This window comes from Nitrosospira sp. Nsp2 (assembly GCF_003050965.1).
Lineage (GTDB): Bacteria > Pseudomonadota > Gammaproteobacteria > Burkholderiales > Nitrosomonadaceae > Nitrosospira.
The window spans coordinates 99,131-117,345 of sequence record NZ_QAOU01000003.1; the positions used below are offsets into that span (position 1 = coordinate 99,131).

Consider the following 18,215-nt stretch of genomic DNA (forward strand, 5'->3'; position numbering starts at 1 on the left):
CGGTCATACCATTGGCGAAGGTAAAATTGAGCGCGTCGCTGATGTCGGTTGCGGCAAAGTGGTTGCCCGGGCAAGGAAATCGCGGCCGACAGCTGAGACGCCCCTTGGGGCTGGATTATCTAATGTTCATGCAATTAGCATAGTAGCTCACGGTCGCTGGCCAATCGCTGAATATGCCGCGGATACCGACGTTGCGGGCAAGGACATCCAGGACCTTCATCTTATCGCCCTCACGCCTGATGGCGGAATCGAAGGTCTGGTAATAGAAGTCGTTGTTGCCGTCGGCCAGAATGCCGGAACGCTCCAGGGTCCAGATAATGATGTCGAGTCCTGCATTCTTGGCATCGCGGGCGTACCTGGAGGGGACGACGTTGCCGCTGTCATTGACATCCAGCAGTGCAAATATGGGGGGAGCGACGATATTGATGCCCTCTGCCTTGTAAGCAGCGAGTTGGGCAGCCGTGGGTAGCTCTGCAACCACGCTGGCGTCGTCCAGATAAACCGCCTGTTTACCAAACTCCGGTTCTTTGGCGATCCAGTAGCGTATATCGCCAATGTCGAACGACTGGGGAAAAACATTTCGGGGCCTGACGTCTTCGGCCTTGTATTCATCAATCATTTGCTGCGTGTAGTTTTGCTGCGTGTAATCCCCGGTGCCGTCGCCATCGCTGTCGTAAGGCATGGCCACGCTGGCACTCTTGAGTTCGGGTGTCATTTTCACGCCGAGTTTCTTGAACAATCGAATACTCTCTTTGTGCGTAAGCAGGGTACCGCTGGTGGCTCCTGCGTAGAGGTCGGTGCGCCAACTGGGGTTACCGCCCAGGTAGGCCGCGGCGCTGGTTGCGGCGGGGTCGAAGCTATCCATCTTGCCTCTTAGCGTCTTGAATTCGTCCAGAGTAAGGTCGCTGGCGCAGCATTGTGCCGAGGCTGCCTGAACAAGATTTCCCGCTGCATCAAGCTGGGCGGGCCTGAAAGGCTGGGTGCACTTTTCAGCCAGCGGCGTTTCGAGGATATTCGTGGTGGTATGCAGGTCGCATTGGGAATGGCGGCAAACCAGTTCCTTGTCTTTGGTGAAGGTCACATCGCACTCTACGATGCCGGCACCCATGCGCGCTGCGGCCACGTAGGATTCTTTCGTATGCTCGGGAAACTGCAACGCGGCCCCTCGGTGAGCGATGGAAAAATCAGTTTTGTAAAATGGGCCGTTCCCGCAATGCTTCAGCTTGCTTTTAAGGGCGCCGCTCCGCATGTCATTGACGAGGAAGTAAGGACGGGGCCCAAGCTGGATATTCATGCCGTTTCCCCGATTATCTCCGACGTCATAATGGTCGGTTTCCTCATCGTCACCATTTCTGCTTGCGGACGACATGGTCGTCGCCATCGACAGGCCCGTCAGTAGCACCAAAATTGACAGTCGCGTTAATGCTGATCGATTTTTAAGCATTGGAACATCTCCCCTTTGGAATTTAGTTACATACAGAGCGGGCCATGCCCCAACGCTACTCTCCTTCTTTTTCATTTCAATGAGGCGCTACTGATCCGAACAGATTAGCGCAACCAGCGGCAGTGTTGGGGTCAGAACGCCCGGATCTGCTCCATGGTTACATCCTCGCACTGTCAAATCATGGTGTCCGCCGCGAGGCTGCGGCGTAATCATCAGTCATGTCGCTCCACTTTTGTTTGCGGCGAGAATAGTGATCTGTTCGGCTCATGGTTACTGCTAATGGCTGTAATCTGATCCATGGATAATCGCACCAAATTCATTCAGATAACCTCCATGCGCGTCTTTGCTTCTCTATTGGCTTTACTGTTATGCACGTTTTCCCTGTCGAGCCATGCTTGGTGGAATAACGAATGGACCAGCCGAAAGAAAGTTACCTTGAGCAGCCCGGTTGCCGAGGTCGTGGATGCACCGATACTGCTCCGGCTGCATACCGGAAATTTCGATTTTCTTTCAACCAACGACGATGGCGGCGATTTGCGTCTGATCGCGGAAGATGATGCGACAGAACTGAAATTTAATGTTGAAAAATGGGATGGCGCAAATCAGTTGGCGCTAGTCTGGGTAAAAGTCCCCAAACTCTCATCCAAAACAGAAATACTCCTTTATTTCGGCAACGAGAATGCGGTATCTGCCTCCGATCCGAAAGGGACCTACGATGCTAGCAGCGCCATCTACCATTTTGCAGAGCCGGAGGGAAATCCTCAGGACAGCGGACCTCATGGTCTGCACGCGCAATCTTCCGCAACGCGTATAGCGGCATCTTTCTCTAATGGGGGGGTGGGGTTTGACGGCGCCCGAAGCGTATTGCTGCCCGCAGTAAGCGCACGCAATGGCTACAGCTTTTCGATATGGGTGAAGCCTTCCTCCCTGGATGGCGTCTTGCTCCAGTCAGATGGCCTCGCGGTATCGCTGGAGGCCGGTGCGGTCCGGGCGAAATCCGGCAGAGCGAACGTCGTCTCGAACACGGCGCTTAGCGCAGGAAAATGGCACCACCTTGGATTGACGCTTTCTGACGGGCTTCGCATATATCTCGATGGTAAAGCCGTGGGCGACGCTACTGGCGCCGCCTTCCCGACCGGGACCATGACGCTGGGTGCGGGGTTCAAGGGCGAAATGGACGAGGTGCAGGTCTCTGGTGTGGCGCGCGCCATGGAATGGATGGCCGTACAGGCCGCCCTGGCGCCGGATGCCAAGCTGGTCGCAGTGGGTGAAGAGGAGACCGCTGAAGGGGGTCCGGAGGCATCGCACCTGGGCATCATCCTGAAGTCGCTAACCGTTGACGGGTGGGTTGCCATAGGGTTCCTCGCGATCATGCTATTGATTGCGATCTGGGTCATGTACAGCAAGGCGATCTACATCAACCGAGTTGATAAATCCAATAACCGCTTCATGCACAGGTTTCGCGAACTGTCCACAGACCTCGCAATGATCGACAAGAGCGGGGGATTGGATAAGGACTTCAAGCATTCTTCCCTATATCGCATTTATCACATTGGGGCGGTCGAACTGGCGCATCGGTTTGACAACACCGATGCGACGCAAATCAACAAGTCTTTATCTCCGCAGTCGCTCGACGCCATTCGTGCCAGCCTGGACGCGGGTTTGGTGGAAGAAATCCAGCGCATGAACAAGTTCATGGTGCTGCTCACCATTGCCATTTCCGGCGGACCTTTCATCGGGCTCCTCGGCACGGTCATGGGTGTAATGATCACCTTCGCAGCGATTGCGGCGGCGGGTGATGTCAATGTTAACGCCATCGCACCGGGTATTGCCGCAGCACTCGCGGCTACCGTGGCGGGAATGTCGGTCGCGATCCCCTCGTTGTTTGGGTACAACTACCTTGCATCGCGCATCAAGGCCATCGTCTCCAGGATGCATATTTTTGTAGATGAATTCATCACCAAGCTTGCCGAAAACTATAGCCGCTGACCGGGAATGGCATGAAAGTACAGGAAGATAACGAGCTATACGACGAGATCAACGTGGTGCCCATGCTGGATCTCGCCTATGTGCTGCTGGTGATCTTCATAATAATGACGACAGCATCGGTGCAGGGAATAAAAGTCAACCTGCCCAAGGCCAGCAATTCGCCCAGTCTGGCCAAACCTCAGACCAAGGCGGTTACGATCAACGAAAGCGGTCAGATTTTCCTCGACGCCTATCCGGTGACGCTGGACGAATTGCGGACGCGTTTAGGTCAGCTGAAAGCCGCTAATCCGGAACTTCCCGTCGTGGTCAAGGGAGATACAGTGGTGCAATACGGCAAGGTGATGGAGGTTCTCGAATTACTGGGCCAACTGGATATTACCCAGTTGGGCCTAGTGACCCAGCGCCTAGTGAAGTAATGCGATGGAAGAACAGGAGCGACCAGCCTGGATGCGCTGGGGGGGCGTCTTACTCTGCCTGGCTGGGGCGGTCACGCTGGGATTGTGGCTGAAAGATTTTCTCGGCAGTGACGAGCCCCCAAAAAAAAATCAGTCGCTCCAGCAGATCACCTTGATTAAGCCGCCCCCTCCTCCACCGCCACCCGAGCAGAAACCGCCGGAACCGATAGTTAAGGAAGAAATAAAGATATCTGAACCTGACCCTGAGCCTATGGATCAGGCCGATGAGCCGCCGCCCGGGCCGGACTTGGGTGTCGATGCGGAAGGAGCTGGAAGTGGTGACGCATTTGGTCTGGTGGGAAAAAAAGGTGGATCCGACCTGATTGGGGGCGGCCGAGGAGGAAATCCCTGGGCCTGGTATGACGGAATAGTAAACGACGCGTTGAACTCGGCCTTTCAGGATGCGCTCTCGCGCGAACAAGCGCTAAAGGACAAGGCCTACAAGGTGGTAGTGAAGGTATGGATCGATGTCCGGGGACAGATATCGCAAGTGATCCTGGCTGACACAACGGGTGATGCCAAGGTCGACGAGTTGTTGAAAGATGTGCTGCAAAATTTACGGGCCCTACGCGAGGCTCCGCCGGCCGACATGCCGCAACCAATAAAAATACGGGTGACCTCGCGCGCCTGATGGCTGGAGAAATGTAACGAAATGAATATTAGTTTGATGCTCGCGAGCGCGGCGCTGGCGATGGCATTTGCGGGGGCGGCACAGGCAGGAACCAGCGAGCGGGAAAAGGTTGAGGTCCTGTATGAAACTACCTTGAATCTGATTCAGCTTCTGGTTGAGCAAGGAGTGATCAAGCAGGAAGTCGCCGATGAAATGATCCGTAAAGCGGAAGCAAAGGCGAAGGCTTCCCAGCAGCAGGCGCAGGAGAAAAACGGGCCCCCTGAAACTGGGGAACCGAAGAAGGGCGAAGTACGGGTGACCTACGTGCCCGAGCATGTCAAGCGCGAAATCCGCGACCAGTTACGCTCGGAAGTGGTAAGCCAGGCCAAGCAGGAGCGCTGGGGGGACGTAAACACGGTTCCCGAGTGGCTCAGTCGCTTCAAGATGGAAGGTGACATACGGTTGCGTGAGCAACTCGATTTCTATGCCGACGGTAACGCCCCTGCCGCCAATTTCCAAGCAATAGGGCAGCAAATCGACAACACGACCGAAGACGGCAACCGAGAACGGGTCCGCATGCGCCTGGGAATCAACGCGAATGTTACCAAAGGAGTGGACCTTGGGTTGCGCCTTACTACCGGGAATGTGAATGGTGCCGGCGTCACTGGTGATCTGGTGGGAATAGGTTCCCCGGTATCCACGTTGCAGACATTCGGCACATACAACAGTAAATTCAGCTTTGTCCTAGATCAGGTTTTTCTCAAGCTCGCTCCGTGGAACGCGCTGACGGTATCCGCCGGACGTTTCCCCAATCCCTTCTTCGTAGGGACGGTGGGGAATATATATACTGGCCCCCTTCCGAAAGGGCCGCATACGATTCCCACCGCCGGAGTGGTGCATACAGACCTGATATGGGACGTTGACTTGAACTTTGAAGGCCTGGCAGTCAATCTCAATCCCTGGATGAAGGAAGATCGTGTTATCAAGCCGTTCTTCAACGCTGGCATATTCCCTTTGCAGCAAGTCAACCAGAGCGAGACTGTCAAAGCCAAGGATAAATGGTTTTATGGAGCGCAGGCGGGGTTCGAGTGGGCACCCACCGATACAGATACTACAGTCAGGGTCGGCGCTGCGTATTATGACTACCGCAACATCAGCGGCATCCGCAACCCCAATTTCGGCGACACACTATACGACCAGAGCGCTCCCCTGTTCCGGCAAAAAGGCAACAGTCTTTTCAATATTGATAACGACGGCAATCCCACCACCAACCTCTGGGCGCTGGCGGCAGACTATAAAATCGCCAATTTAACCGTGGTGGCGGACTATGCCAGATTCAGACCGATTCACATTATCGGTGCCCTCGACTTCGCGCGCAACGTCGGTTACGACGAAGGTAAAATCCTCGCTCGCACAGGACAGAATATCAAGCCGGAAGTCAACGCCTATCAGGCGCGTCTGACCGTCGGCTATCCTGTCATATCTGAACGCAACCAATGGCAGGTAATGGGGTTTTACCGCCGATCTGAGCGCGATTCAATGCTCGATGCCTTCACCGATTCAAATTATCTGCTTGGGGGCACCAATCACAAGGGATATACCCTCCAGGCTCTGTATGGAGTTGCGCACAATACCTGGCTGGGGGTTCGTTATATGTCCTACGATAACATTAGCGGCCTGCCCCTCGGCATCGACACGGTCAACTTCGACTTGAATGCCAGATTCTAACGTAATGGTGCGTTTGACCCGGATTGCCGATTACCTGACGCAGCGGTGTGAATTGGCAGGTGCATACGGACGGCAACTGTTGAGCATTTGTGGTTTGTTCAGGGTGTTGCATGCAGAATTCCTGGACGAGCAACGAAAAAGACAAAAGACGTCGGGACTCTTCTGCCTGGGGGTGGCGGTTGTTTTTCTGATAACCTGCTGGCAGCCTGGTCCTACTATGGCCGCCGCCACCAAGGATCAAAAAAGAGAGCGGCAGGCCCTGCGGCGCATGCAGCAACAATTGACTGAGGTTCAGCAGCAGAAGTCGGCGGCGGAGCAGGAAACAACAGCGCTGGAGGAAGCGTTGAAAAAGACCTACAACGAAGTCGAAACGCACAAGCGATCCACGGCGAGCGCGGTGGCGAAAGCCCGCGAGCTTGAGAAGGATATTGAAGCTGCCAATATGGAAAAGATCGAATTGCGTGCGCGTCTGGATGAGGCGGCCAAACAAAATCAGGCCGTATCCGCCCAGCGTGACCAATTGGAACAGGATCTGAAGAATACCGGCAGTGTCCTGGCGAAGGAGAATGAGCAAAGAAAGCTTTGCGAGGCCAATAATAGCGAGCTCTATCGTATAGGCCGCCAATTGGTCGAGTGGTACGGTAACAAGGGCGCTTTCAATGCGATTCTCGAGGCTGAGCCGTTTACCCGAATGAAGGGTGTGGAAATGGAAAACCTTCTTGAAAATTACCGCGAGAAGCTTGAGGGCCAGCGCCTGGAGCCCGTCACTCGTTAATATGACCCCGCAGCGTTCATCGTCGGCAATGGAAAAACGACCACAAAGCAGCCCGATTCAGGTCATATCCTTGTGGAACGGCCCTTTGCATTAAACGTACGAAACGAATTGGCAACAGATATAAAAGTACTATACTTCCCACGAGTGTGATCCCGATTGATTCCAGGAGAACAAAACATGACAACAACATCACGCAAGGCGCGTGTCGAATTGAATGCCAGCAAGGGAGATGAGGAAGCCGTGGCGCCGCGAAAACGAACGCGTAATCCGGCGCCCAAACAGAACAAGGCGGTGGCTGCCAAGAGTTCTGAATCAAAAGCCCCAGTAAAGAGCAGTCAAAGCGTCCCGGAGAATGAAAAGCCGCCCAGGCCCGTGAGACAGGCGAAAGTGGCGAGTGAGTCAGCCAAGGGAAATAAGGCAGATAAGTCAGATAAAGCGGCGGCCAATACCGCGATGGCACCAAAGAAAACTAAACTGCAGCGCGACAGTTACTCGATTCCCGAAAGCGAGCACAAGCAGCTTGTTGCGCTTAAAAAGCGTTGCATCGATCAGGGCACGCCGATAAAAAAGAGTTACCTGCTGCGCGCGGGAATACAGGTACTGGCGCTGATGGATGACGACGAACTCCTCGCAGCGATTGAGCGTGTTAAATAAACCGCAACGCCTGCGCTTTCTCCCTCTTCTCGCGCGCAAGACCTGCCTCGCAGGTAGGGTAATCTAAAAAACAAAGACAGCAATGTTCTCATGCAGGGGCGGATTGCGCATCCGCACGGGGAGTGCCCCGCCATTTTCGAGCGCCCGTGTCCAGTTTCTTTACCCTTGCCCGGGCGCCTGCGAGCAGGGATAATATCGGATTCCTCGCGGTTACCCGTATTCGCAAACTTCACGGGTATAAGCAGGACCTCGGTACCCGTGCTCTCGCTATCTCGCCTATGCTGCTGATGATCGATAATTACGATTCCTTCACCTACAATCTGGTTCAGTATTTCGGCGAACTGGGGGAGGATGTGGTCGTATTTCGGAACGATGAGATTACGTCCGACGAGGTCGTGCGGCTGAAGCCGGCTCGCATTGTCATTTCCCCCGGTCCATGCACACCAAGTAAAGCAGGCATCTCGATGCCGGTTATCGCATCGTATAATCGTGAAATTCCCATATTGGGCATTTGTCTCGGCCACCAGAGCATCGGCCAGGCTTTTGGCGGTAGGATCGTTCATGCGAAACAGGTCATGCACGGTAAAACTTCTCCCATCTTTCATTCGGGTGCCGGCCTGTTTCGCGGTCTGCCAAATCCGTTTACCGCAACCCGTTATCATTCGCTTGTTATCGAGCGGGACAGTCTTCCCGATTCCCTGGAAATAACTGCATGGACCGAAGATGGCGAGATAATGGGCATTCGTCATAAAATCCGGGCCATAGAAGGAGTTCAGTTTCATCCCGAATCCATACTGACCGAGTATGGTCACAAATTGCTCACGAATTTCCTGAATCAATAAAAAATTGATTTCGGCGGCGGAGCTGAAACATACCGAGAAAGGACTGGTTGATACAGTCCCCGAAAGGACCCCACATGAAACCGCAGGAAGCGCTGGCACGTATCATTGAGCACCGTGAAATCTTGCACGACGAGATGCTGTCGCTCATGCGACAGATCATGCGGGGGGAACTATCGCCCACGCTGATATCCGCAATCCTCACCGGGCTGCGCGTCAAAAAGGAGACGATCGGCGAGATCGCTGCCGCTGCCCAGGTGATGCGAGAATTTGCCACCCCGATGGAGGTGCTGGATGACCGCCATCTTGTGGATACGTGCGGCACCGGCGGAGATTCGGCTCATACCTTCAATATATCCACGACGGCGGCCTTTGTCGCCGCCGCGGCCGGCGCCCATGTGGCGAAGCATGGCGGCCGCTCGGTATCCAGCAAGTCGGGGAGCGCGGATGTGCTTGAGGCCCTTGGCGTTAATCTTAATCAGACGCCGGTGGAAATTGCGGAGAATATAAAAAATACGGGCCTCGGCTTCATGTTTGCGCCCAACTTCCACAGTGCAATGCGGCACGCGGCGCCAGTAAGGCGAGAGCTGGGCGTGCGTACCCTTTTTAATATCCTGGGGCCGCTAACGAATCCCGCGGGCGCAAAAAACCAGCTTCTGGGCGTATTTCACCCCGATCTCGTCGGTCTCCTCACGCGAGTGCTACAACGCTTGGGCAGCCATCATGTTATGGTGGTGCATGGCACGACCGGGCAAGGCGGTCTGGACGAAATAACGATCGCTGGCGATACACGTATAAGTGAGCTCAGACACGGCGATGTGGTTGAATACACCATCACCCCGGAAGACTTCGGCATGAGGCGTTCCGCTATCGAAACGATTCAAGCCCGAGACAGCGCTCACTCCAGAGAAATGCTGATATCCGTCCTGGAAAATCAGCCCGGGCCCGCTTTGGATATCGTAGCTCTTAACGCAGGCGCGGCAATTTATGTCGCGGGTGCAGCAGGTTCCTTGGAGCAAGGCATAACAAAAGCCCGGGCAGCGATAGAAAGTGGCGCGGCAAGGGCTAAGCTGCGTCAGTTCGTCGAATTCTCCAACCGCGATAGAGTCGCTCTGGAGTAGTCGATGGCTAACATATTGCGAGAGATTCTAGCCGTCAAGCAACAGGAGATTGCGACTGCGAAGGCGGCATGCGGCCTCTCTACGCTTCGCCGTGCGGCGGAATCTGTTGCACCACCTAGAGATTTCGCTGGAGCCCTGCGAAAAAAAATTGACGCGGGTTTGCCGGCCGTTATCGCCGAAATCAAGAAAGCGAGTCCAAGCAAGGGCGTTTTGCGCATGCAGTTTGATCCGGCTGCCATTGCCCTGAGCTATGCGCAGAACGGCGCAGCCTGTCTCTCCGTGTTAACCGATGAGCAATTTTTCAGCGGGAGCGCGGAATATTTGAAACTGGCGCGATCTGTCTGTGATTTGGCGGTTCTGCGCAAGGATTTTCTGATTGACGAATATCAGGTGGTCGAAGCCCGGACAATGGGCGCAGACTGCATCCTGATTATCGTGGCTGCTTTCCGCAATCCCTCTGGCCCGGCGGGAGAGAATTGGGGAGATGAGGAAGCCGTCTCCCGGATGCTCAAGCTGGAATCATGCGCCCGCATGCTCGGGATGGCAGTGCTGGTTGAGGTCCACGATAGTGCCGAACTGGAACTTGCATTGCAATTGGCTTCCCCCTTGATCGGAATCAATAACCGCAATCTGCACACGTTTGAAACGAGGCTGGATACAACCTTGCAATTGCTAAAAAGGATTCCTGCGGGACGAACCGTCATCACCGAGAGCGGCATACTCGCTCCAGCCGATGTGACCCTCATGCGTGCTCATCAGGTCCATGCTTTCCTCGTAGGCGAGGCGTTCATGCGGGCCGCTGATCCAGGCATCGAGCTGGCCCGATTATTTGGGGTGTCGTCTGACCCAAGCGGAGGCGCCGCACCGCGAAGCAAAGCCGGCGCATCCATTTGAATCCCGAGCCGAAAGTATTTGTTGCAAAAAAGCAACACATACCTCTTCCATATCCCGAAACTCTCTTTATTTCCTTGCTAGGTGTAGCCGCGTTAGGCACAATCTCTCAACCCTCTCATTTAGAGAGGTCCAAGCAGCGGGATAAACTCCACCGAAATAGGGTCGGTGAGAGGCCCCCACCGTTTCAACTTTAAAGGAGATTTTCCACATGAAAAAGAAACTGATTGCACTCGCCGTCGCTGGTGCACTCGCGGCCCCGGTGGTTGCATCCGCTCAGGGGACTAACGTCACGATTTTTGGTCGGGTACAAGCTGAATACAGCCTCGTCGACTTTGCCAGCCAACCTAGCCAAGGGTCGCTCCAAGATAACTCCCGCTCCTCCCGTTGGGGTCTGCACATTACTGAAGATCTGGGGAACGGCTTGAAAGCGAATGCTCGTCTGGAAATGGGTCTGAACGCCGGCTCCGGTTCCGCCACGACTCCCCGTGAGCAGTGGGTCGGGCTGTCCAGCAATCAGTGGGGCGATGTTAAATTCGGCCGTGTTCAATCTCCCTTCAAGGATTTCGCCGGCGGCATGACGATTGATCCGTTTGCCTATACCACCCTGCAAGCCAATGGCGCGGGCGGCACGATGTCCGGGGGCGCCAACGGTATGGGTTCGGGTGCTAACGGTTTTGTCAACAGCGCGATCCGTTTCGATTCCGCAACCATCGAAGGCTTCTCCTTTGCAGCCATCCTGATGCCTGGCGATGCGAATAGTCTCAATCCGCTTCAACAGGGAAGCATCATCTCCGGCTTTGCACCTGGTGGCTTGGGTAGCAATGGCAACACCGGCGGCAGAAACGGTGAATTCGACGGCCAGGCTGCAGCTAAATACCATGTGGATTTCATGGGCATGGGATTCGACATCTTCGGCGGCTACTCTCGCGATAATGCCAATAACATTCAAAAAAGCATAGGGCTCCGGACTGAAGAAGTATGGCGTGTTGGCGCTGCATGGGTCTGGGAAAACTTCAAGCTTTCCGGTCAATATGAAAACATCAACAATGCCATTGGCTCTGCAACCTGTACCACCGCTTCTTCGTTGACCGCCAACCCGCTCGACACCGGCCTCGTCTCCGGCCAGTGTAATTCTGCGATGAACTGGGGTGCCGACGGTAACATTTGGCATGCTGGCGCGCAGTACAGATGGGGCAATACCACCCTGGTCGCTCAAGGCGGTATGACCAAGGCCCATGCGGGTGGTGTCAATTCCGCGGCTGCACGTAACGCGGATAGCTTTACCGTCGGTGCGATTCACAACCTGAGCAAGCGCACCAGCGTCTTCGGTGGTTATCAGCACGTGTATGTGGATAACCCGAACGGTGCCGCCGTGAATAATCTGGGTGCTGGAACCGGTTTCACTGCGCCGAATTATGCAACGGGTAGCCGCGCAACCTACACAATCGGTGTTCGTCACAACTTTTAATTGAGACGTGACAGTTAAGAATGGGGCGCTGAGGCGCCCCATTTTTTTAGGTTCTTTTTCGGCAATATTCAATGTTCATATATCAAAACCCCAAGATCTTTTGCGCCAGGAGATTCTGTTGCGGTTGTTTTTTTACAACTTCAGAATGAGTTTTTCATTGCTTGGAAGGATTGAGCGCGGCCTTTAACCTCGGAGAGGTTGTGTGTTTAGTTTGCCGGGTAGACATGCTAATATGCTGACGCGTCGCAAGTGTTTCACCAAAAAAATGGAGAATGGGTATAACGCCGTCTGTCGGTAATGGCATGACAGTCGGATAAGACGGCCCATTAATGCCCGGATTGAATGTGTTATTGGTAGATTCCTAACTGCCTTTACGTGGATCAGGTCGTCGCCGGTATCGCAGTACGGAAGTGTCCGGGATATAGAGGTTAATCAAAAAACGAGAAACCGGGCGGTTATCGTCCGCCATTAATCAGTGTATTGAAGTTTTCTGGAGGGTTTGCACATGGGAGTTCCTTTACGTCAACAGATCGCGGTAGGCACTTATCTGCTGAAGCAGAAGTTGCGAGGAGTAAAAAAATATCCTATGGTTTTAATGCTGGAACCGCTGTTCAAATGTAATTTGGCTTGCACAGGCTGCGGCAAAATAGATTATCCCGACCATATCCTCGACCAGCGCCTGTCCTTTCAACAGTGTATGGATGCCGTTGATGAATGTGACGCGCCCATGGTCTCCATTCCCGGCGGCGAGCCGCTAATACACAAGGAGATGCCTCAAATCGTTGAGGGAATCATCGCCCGGAAGAAATATGTGTACCTCTGCACGAATGCGCTTTTGTTGAAGAAGAGGATCGACGACTATACCCCATCTCCTTATTTAACTTTTTCCATCCATCTGGACGGCCTGAAAGAGCGCCATGATGCCTCGGTTGCCCAGGATGGAGTATTTGAGCGGGCGGTAGAGGCGATAAAACTGGCGGTGGCGAAAGGGTTTCGAGTCACCGTGAACTGTACCCTCTTTCAGGGGGAAACCGCGGAAGATGTGGCAGAGTTTCTCGACTACGCCATGGAGCTGGGTATTGAAGGCGCGACCATCGCGCCCGGATTCAGCTATGAACGCGCACCGAGGCAGGATATCTTTATTAAAGGAAAAGATACCAAGAATCTATTCCGGGGGATTTTCAAGATCGGAAAGACGCGCAATTGGAAATTGAACCATTCTTCGCTTTATCTTGATTTTCTCGCCGGCAACCAGAACTATCAATGTACCCCATGGGGCAACCCCACGCGTAACATCTTCGGGTGGCAAAAACCCTGCTATCTGCTCTCGGATGAAGGCTATGCCGCGACCTTTAAGGAACTGCTGGAGGATACGCCATGGGACAAATACGGAAACAGTAGTAATCCTAAATGTGCACAATGCATGGCCCATTGCGGTTACGAAGCCACTGCCGTTGAAGACATGATGCAGCACCCGGTAAAGGCGTTGCTCACCTCCATCCGTGGTCCAAAAACGACTGGCCCGATGGTCGCCGAGCCTTCACCGGCTTGGGAAAACGAAGAGCCGAAACTCCCGAAAACGCTTGCGGGTATTCCAGTTAAGGTTCAACGATAACGGCGCTGCATTTATGTTTCAAAGCGCTGGGTGTAGTAGCTTGCCACGGCTTTGATGGCGATGAGCGCACTTGTTTGAAAGGCTTTCACTATGAGGATTCTGCGCTTAATCAAGTCCGTATTTCAACTTTCGATACTGGTAGTGATGCTACTGGTCGTGCCAGCCTCATGGGCTGAAGCGCAGGAGCGACCAGGCCCGGAGCAGGTGGTGAATTACCTGCAAGAGTCACTGATCAAGTCGATGCGTGAGGGCGGGAAACTGGGTTACCGAGGCCGTTTCGATTTGCTGGCTAAGGCGGTTGACCAAACTCACGATCTCGACTTTATTGCCCGGACCACGCTTGGAGCCAATTGGACCCAGCTTAGCGCCGAGGAGCAGCGCGTCTTCACTGATGTTTTTCGGAAACTCAGCATTGGCACCTATGCAGGCTGGTTTAAAAGTCATGAGGGTGAGCGTTTCGAATTTATCGAGCAACAGGATATGCCTCGCGATCAGGTCATGGTGCGTACCCGATTCGTCCAGTCGGGTCGGGAGCCGCCCGTACGTTTCGATTATGTCCTCCGCCAAACGAAAGACGGGTGGCGTATCGTCAATGTCCTTGCTGATGGGGTCAGCGATCTTGCGCTAAAACGGGTGGAATACCGCGCCATCCTTCAGCGCGACGGCTTTCAGGGGCTAATCGATATGCTCAAGGAAAAAGTCGCCCAGACCGAACAAGATTAGACAATTATGACGCTCAACCCGACTTCTCGGGTGGGGCCGACAATTGCCTCCCAGGAGGATCGCCAAGCGCTTTGCCTTTTGCCCGTCACATCCCTTAAAGCTGCTGTCGCGCATACAGCGCATACATAGAGCTTATTCAAAAAGCTTGTACTTGCGTCATGGATCGATCGTTTCGAATTGCTTCCCAAGGCATGACCACACCCACCAAAGCTTCTCCCAGCCGCACTTATGAAATTTTTGCGCGCTGGTCTACCATTTCCTACCGTCACGGCGCCTGGGTTCTTCTTGCGGCCCTGCTGGTCGCGGTTGCCTGCGGCATATACGTCTCGCGCAACCTCGGGATGAATACCGATACCACAGACATGCTATCCGAGCACTTGCCGTTTCGGGTCAACATGAAGCATTACAACGAAACATTTCCGCAGGATATCGACACCATGCTCCTGGTGGTGGAGGCCCCCACACCCGAGCAAGCTCGCACGACGGCTCAACGTCTCACTGAGCGGCTGAAGACAGACACCACAAATTTTCACGATATCTACGCGCCAACGGCCGAGGATTTCTTTGTACGAAATGGCTTGCTCTACGAAAGTATTCCGGAGCTGGCGCAAATTACTGATCGCATTGCCGCGGCACAGCCGCTTATTGCCCATATCGCTCGCGATCCCACCTTGCCGGCTTTTGCTGACGTGCTTATGCGCGCAGTTGACGAGATGAATAAGGGACGCAGCATGGAACTCCGCCCCGTCATGGGAGGAGTAAGTGCAACGTTGGATGCGCGCATTGAAGGATCGTCCAGAGCCTTGTCATGGCAATCGCTATTCAATGACGAAGCACAAAAGAACAAATACAAGCAAATAATCGTCGTTAAGCCAAAACTCGACTTCTCTCAGCTACTTCCAGCCGAGCAATCCACGACCGCCTTGCACGCCGCGGCGCGAGATGTTGGCATAACGGAAGGTGGGCCGATCCGATTGCATATTACGGGCGAGGCAGCGTTAGCCGGCGAAGAACTCAAAAGCTCCCTGAGCGGAATGGAAATCGCGGGAATAATTACATTCGTGATGGTGGGGATGGTGCTTTACTTTGCCATGCGAACCGGTGGGCTGATCATCAACGTGTTGGTCTGCCTGACGATGGGTTTGCTGCTTACAGCGGCGTTTGCCACCGCGGCAGTTGGTCACCTGAACGTGATTTCCATCGCCTTCGCGGTGCTCTATATCGGTTTGGGCGCGGACTTCGCCATACATTTTCTGCTGCGGTATCGTGAGGTCCTTGAAGGCGGTCCACCGCCAGATGAGGCCATACGGGTTTCCGGCGGTGATGCAGGCGCCGCACTAACGGCCTGTACCATTACCAACGCGATCGGCTTCTATGCATTTATACCCACCGATTTTAGCGGCGTTGCAGAGTTGGGTATTATCTCTGGCACGGGCATGATAATAAGTCTCCTGGTTACCTTGACCATCGGGCCGGCGCTGCTGCGGTGCCTGCCGCAACCAAAGTTCAAGGAATCGATGCCCAAGAGTTCTGTCGGAAAGGTGCTTGAACTGTCCCTGAAATGGCACAGGGTAACCTACGCCGCCACCGTCGCGGCTGCCCTTGCCGCGCTTGTGATCTTGCCTCAGGTGAGGTTTGATTACAACCTGCTAAATATGCAGGACCCCACCGGAGATGCGGTGCAGGCGTTCCGTGAGCTTATCGCCGAAGCTGAGGATTCACCCTGGCACTCGATTGCGCTGGTGAAGGAGCGCAAGGAAGCCGAAGATTTAGCCCCGCGCCTCGCCAAGCTTCCGGAAGTAAGCAAGGTGATTACAATCCAGGATTTTGTGCCGCCGGAACAAGAGGAAAAACTCCTGCTTATCGAGGAAATGGCACTTACGATGGGACCAATAGCGATTTCGCCCCGGCCCGAACCGCCCCCTGGCGACATCGCGGCACGGCAGCGTCATGCACTAAATGCGTTGGCTGCGGCACTGGATCGGTTTATTAAAGCGCATCCTGATCATTCCGCGACAGAAACCGCACGCAAGCTGAAATCATCGCTTGCCAGCCTATTTACACGGCTGGACATCGCCAGCAAGGACGAGCAGGGCAAACTGCTTAATTCGGTGGAAGATGACCTGCTCGTAACGTTACCCACCGCCCTGCAGAGCCTCCGTCTTGCAACTGAAGCTGCCCCGTTCGGAGAGGACGACCTGCCCGTGGAGTTGATCAACCGCTGGCATAGCCCGACCACTGGAGAATACCGGGTAGCGATCTACCCGGCGGAAGATCTCAACGATAACGACGCGTTACGGCGTTTTGTACGGTCCGTCCAGCAAGTGGCCCCTAACGCCACCGGTGCGCCCATGGTGAGTCTGGAAGCAGGAGAGGCTGTGGTGAAGGCGTTTGTGCAGGCCTTCCTGCTGGCACTCGTCGGCATTATCATAATATTGCTAATATTGCTGCGCAGTTTAAAATATACCATCTTAGTGCTGCTGCCGCTTTTGCTATCCAGTTTATTCACCGCATCGTTCACCGTCCTGCTGGGTGTGCCATTCAACTTCGCCAATATCATTGCATTACCATTGTTGCTTGGTCTCGGTATCGATAGTAGCTTGCATATGGTGCACCGCAGTCTGAATAACGAGATGGTGAGCGAGGTTCTGATTCACACCAGCACTGCGCGTGCCATTTTCTACAGTGCCTTGACTGCCCTGGTCGACTTCGCCAGCCTGATGTTTTCGTCGCATCAGGGAACCGCCAGCATGGGGATAATGCTCACCGTAGGGCTGACTTTTACCCTGGTCTGCACGCTTGCGATATTGCCCGTATTGCTGCGGACGCCGGCACAAGGGGTCAGAGCATGATTACTTGCGAAGTTGTGCGCTAGTTTAGCAATTTGTTTATACTTCGCACCTTGTGATGATTTACCACGTCGATAAATTCGTTTTTTCGCAGGATCATTAGATTATCAAGGTTTGTACTACCTCTTATCCATCATGACGCGCAACGCGACAATCGGCCTGTTTTTAGCCAGCGCTCTATTATTTACTGGTTGCGCCTCCATGCACCCGGCCGACCCTGGCGTTGATCCGGTCGATCCAAACGAAAAAACGAATCGTAAGTTTTATGATTTTACGGATAAGGTCGATCGGGCAGTTCTGGCGCCGGTTGCAGACGTCTATGTAAAGTACGTTCCCAACCGCATGCAACGCTCGATCGGAAATTTTTATGACAATTTAGCCTACCCCAACGTTATTCTTAACGCTTTTTTGCAGGGAAAAGTCCGACAGGGATTTGAGGACAGTCTGCGGTTTGTCGTCAATTCCACGATCGGCCTGGGCGGGCTCTTTGATATGGCGGCCCCCATGGGACTACCGCAACATGATGAAGACTTTGGCCAGACCTTGGGGGTGTGGGGGGTCAATACCGGATCTTACTTATTCGTGCCATTGATCGGGCCGAGCACATATCGTGATGCGCCCGGTATTCCGGTAAGTGTTTTCAGCAATCTTTTGTTTTATGCGGGGTCGGTTGCAGGCTCTGCTGTCGTGGCGCCCGTCACAGTTTTAAGCATTATTGACAGGCGGGCTAGATTGTCCGGCCCTATGCGAATCCGCGACCAGGCTGCCCTGGACCCTTATTTATTTGTGCGAGAGGGATATTTGCAACAACGCAAGCATTTGATCTATGACGGCGATCCGCCGCCCGAAAATTACGATGACCCAGTAGAAGCTGATTCCGTTCAAGGCGAACGGACGGTTAAACCACCGTCGTAAGGCTAGCAATTATTTTAATAAGGGCAATAATCGAACTGGTTAGAGAGCATGATCGCGTTTTTTTGATAGGAAGTTTGTATGGTTAAGGACCGTAACTTGGGCCACTCATCCGCCCGGTACGCGATCTGCAGAATAA

Annotated in this window: 15 protein-coding genes; 14 read left to right on the forward strand and 1 reads right to left on the reverse strand. The window is 54.0% G+C overall.

The genetic code is table 11. The features are described 5' to 3' along the window. Nucleotides 1–115: 115 nt before the first annotated feature. Nucleotides 116–1,444, reverse strand: a complete 1,329-nt coding sequence (locus tag C8R31_RS08115; protein ID WP_107693586.1) for a glycerophosphodiester phosphodiesterase family protein — start codon at nt 1,442–1,444, stop codon at nt 116–118. A 297-nt stretch (nt 1,445–1,741) separates the two neighbouring features. Between C8R31_RS08115 and C8R31_RS08120 the strand changes: the two genes are divergently transcribed. From C8R31_RS08120 to C8R31_RS08190, 14 genes are all read left to right on the forward strand, one after another. Further along, nucleotides 1,742–3,433, forward strand: coding sequence for a DUF2341 domain-containing protein (locus C8R31_RS08120; RefSeq protein ID WP_258192632.1), 1,692 nt, complete (start codon nt 1,742–1,744; stop codon nt 3,431–3,433). An 11-nt stretch (nt 3,434–3,444) separates the two neighbouring features. Beyond that, a complete protein-coding gene (locus C8R31_RS08125) occupies nt 3,445–3,849 on the forward strand; it encodes a biopolymer transporter ExbD (RefSeq protein ID WP_107693587.1) in 405 nt (134 codons plus the stop codon). Between the two features lie 4 nt (nt 3,850–3,853). After that, complete coding sequence (locus tag C8R31_RS08130) at nt 3,854–4,519, forward strand: TonB C-terminal domain-containing protein (RefSeq protein WP_107693588.1); 666 nt, start codon at nt 3,854–3,856, stop codon at nt 4,517–4,519. A gap of 21 nt (nt 4,520–4,540) precedes the next feature. Continuing rightward, complete coding sequence (locus tag C8R31_RS08135) at nt 4,541–6,226, forward strand: putative porin (RefSeq protein ID WP_107693589.1); 1,686 nt, start codon at nt 4,541–4,543, stop codon at nt 6,224–6,226. Next, entirely contained in the window at nt 6,213–7,001 is a 789-nt protein-coding gene (locus tag C8R31_RS08140; protein WP_258192633.1) for a DNA repair protein, read from the forward strand. The genes C8R31_RS08135 and C8R31_RS08140 overlap by 14 nt, the downstream gene beginning before the upstream one ends. Nucleotides 7,002–7,178: 177 nt before the next feature. Further along, the gene (locus tag C8R31_RS08145) at nt 7,179–7,655 is read left to right on the forward strand and encodes a hypothetical protein (protein WP_107693590.1); all 477 of its coding nucleotides are present in this window, start codon (nt 7,179–7,181) and stop codon (nt 7,653–7,655) included. A gap of 278 nt (nt 7,656–7,933) precedes the next feature. Then, the gene (locus C8R31_RS08150; protein ID WP_107693869.1) at nt 7,934–8,497 is read left to right on the forward strand and encodes an aminodeoxychorismate/anthranilate synthase component II; all 564 of its coding nucleotides are present in this window, start codon (nt 7,934–7,936) and stop codon (nt 8,495–8,497) included. Nucleotides 8,498–8,571: 74 nt separating this feature from the next. Continuing rightward, a complete protein-coding gene (gene trpD, locus C8R31_RS08155) occupies nt 8,572–9,615 on the forward strand; it encodes an anthranilate phosphoribosyltransferase (protein WP_107693591.1) in 1,044 nt (347 codons plus the stop codon). 3 nt (nt 9,616–9,618) lie between these two features. Continuing rightward, nucleotides 9,619–10,509 carry an indole-3-glycerol phosphate synthase TrpC gene (gene trpC / locus C8R31_RS08160; protein WP_107693592.1) on the forward strand — a complete coding sequence of 297 codons (891 nt, stop codon included), beginning with the start codon at nt 9,619–9,621 and terminating at the stop codon, nt 10,507–10,509. A gap of 208 nt (nt 10,510–10,717) precedes the next feature. Then, the gene (locus C8R31_RS08165) at nt 10,718–11,977 is read left to right on the forward strand and encodes a porin (RefSeq protein ID WP_107693593.1); all 1,260 of its coding nucleotides are present in this window, start codon (nt 10,718–10,720) and stop codon (nt 11,975–11,977) included. A gap of 505 nt (nt 11,978–12,482) precedes the next feature. Next, a complete protein-coding gene (gene hpnH, locus C8R31_RS08175; protein ID WP_107693595.1) occupies nt 12,483–13,592 on the forward strand; it encodes an adenosyl-hopene transferase HpnH in 1,110 nt (369 codons plus the stop codon). A gap of 90 nt (nt 13,593–13,682) precedes the next feature. Continuing rightward, nucleotides 13,683–14,315, forward strand: coding sequence for an HpnM family protein (locus C8R31_RS08180; protein ID WP_107693596.1), 633 nt, complete (start codon nt 13,683–13,685; stop codon nt 14,313–14,315). Between the two features lie 158 nt (nt 14,316–14,473). Then, a complete protein-coding gene (locus C8R31_RS08185) occupies nt 14,474–17,167 on the forward strand; it encodes an MMPL family transporter (protein ID WP_258192634.1) in 2,694 nt (897 codons plus the stop codon). A gap of 132 nt (nt 17,168–17,299) precedes the next feature. After that, nucleotides 17,300–18,079, forward strand: coding sequence for a VacJ family lipoprotein (locus tag C8R31_RS08190; protein WP_107693871.1), 780 nt, complete (start codon nt 17,300–17,302; stop codon nt 18,077–18,079). The last annotated feature ends 136 nt before the right edge of the window (nt 18,080–18,215 follow it).

What these genes read in the sequence shown, in the direction of transcription:
- C8R31_RS08115 (WP_107693586.1), bottom strand. Translation starts at nt 1,444, where the DNA reads ATGCTTAAAAATCGATCAGCATTAACGCGACTGTCAATTTTGGTGCTA.
- C8R31_RS08120 (WP_258192632.1), top strand. Translation starts at nt 1,742, where the DNA reads ATGGATAATCGCACCAAATTCATTCAGATAACCTCCATGCGCGTCTTT.
- C8R31_RS08125 (WP_107693587.1), top strand. Translation starts at nt 3,445, where the DNA reads ATGAAAGTACAGGAAGATAACGAGCTATACGACGAGATCAACGTGGTG.
- C8R31_RS08130 (WP_107693588.1), top strand. Translation starts at nt 3,854, where the DNA reads ATGGAAGAACAGGAGCGACCAGCCTGGATGCGCTGGGGGGGCGTCTTA.
- C8R31_RS08135 (WP_107693589.1), top strand. Translation starts at nt 4,541, where the DNA reads ATGAATATTAGTTTGATGCTCGCGAGCGCGGCGCTGGCGATGGCATTT.
- C8R31_RS08140 (WP_258192633.1), top strand. Translation starts at nt 6,213, where the DNA reads ATGCCAGATTCTAACGTAATGGTGCGTTTGACCCGGATTGCCGATTAC.
- C8R31_RS08145 (WP_107693590.1), top strand. Translation starts at nt 7,179, where the DNA reads ATGACAACAACATCACGCAAGGCGCGTGTCGAATTGAATGCCAGCAAG.
- C8R31_RS08150 (WP_107693869.1), top strand. Translation starts at nt 7,934, where the DNA reads ATGCTGCTGATGATCGATAATTACGATTCCTTCACCTACAATCTGGTT.
- trpD (WP_107693591.1), top strand. Translation starts at nt 8,572, where the DNA reads ATGAAACCGCAGGAAGCGCTGGCACGTATCATTGAGCACCGTGAAATC.
- trpC (WP_107693592.1), top strand. Translation starts at nt 9,619, where the DNA reads ATGGCTAACATATTGCGAGAGATTCTAGCCGTCAAGCAACAGGAGATT.
- C8R31_RS08165 (WP_107693593.1), top strand. Translation starts at nt 10,718, where the DNA reads ATGAAAAAGAAACTGATTGCACTCGCCGTCGCTGGTGCACTCGCGGCC.
- hpnH (WP_107693595.1), top strand. Translation starts at nt 12,483, where the DNA reads ATGGGAGTTCCTTTACGTCAACAGATCGCGGTAGGCACTTATCTGCTG.
- C8R31_RS08180 (WP_107693596.1), top strand. Translation starts at nt 13,683, where the DNA reads ATGAGGATTCTGCGCTTAATCAAGTCCGTATTTCAACTTTCGATACTG.
- C8R31_RS08185 (WP_258192634.1), top strand. Translation starts at nt 14,474, where the DNA reads ATGGATCGATCGTTTCGAATTGCTTCCCAAGGCATGACCACACCCACC.
- C8R31_RS08190 (WP_107693871.1), top strand. Translation starts at nt 17,300, where the DNA reads ATGACGCGCAACGCGACAATCGGCCTGTTTTTAGCCAGCGCTCTATTA.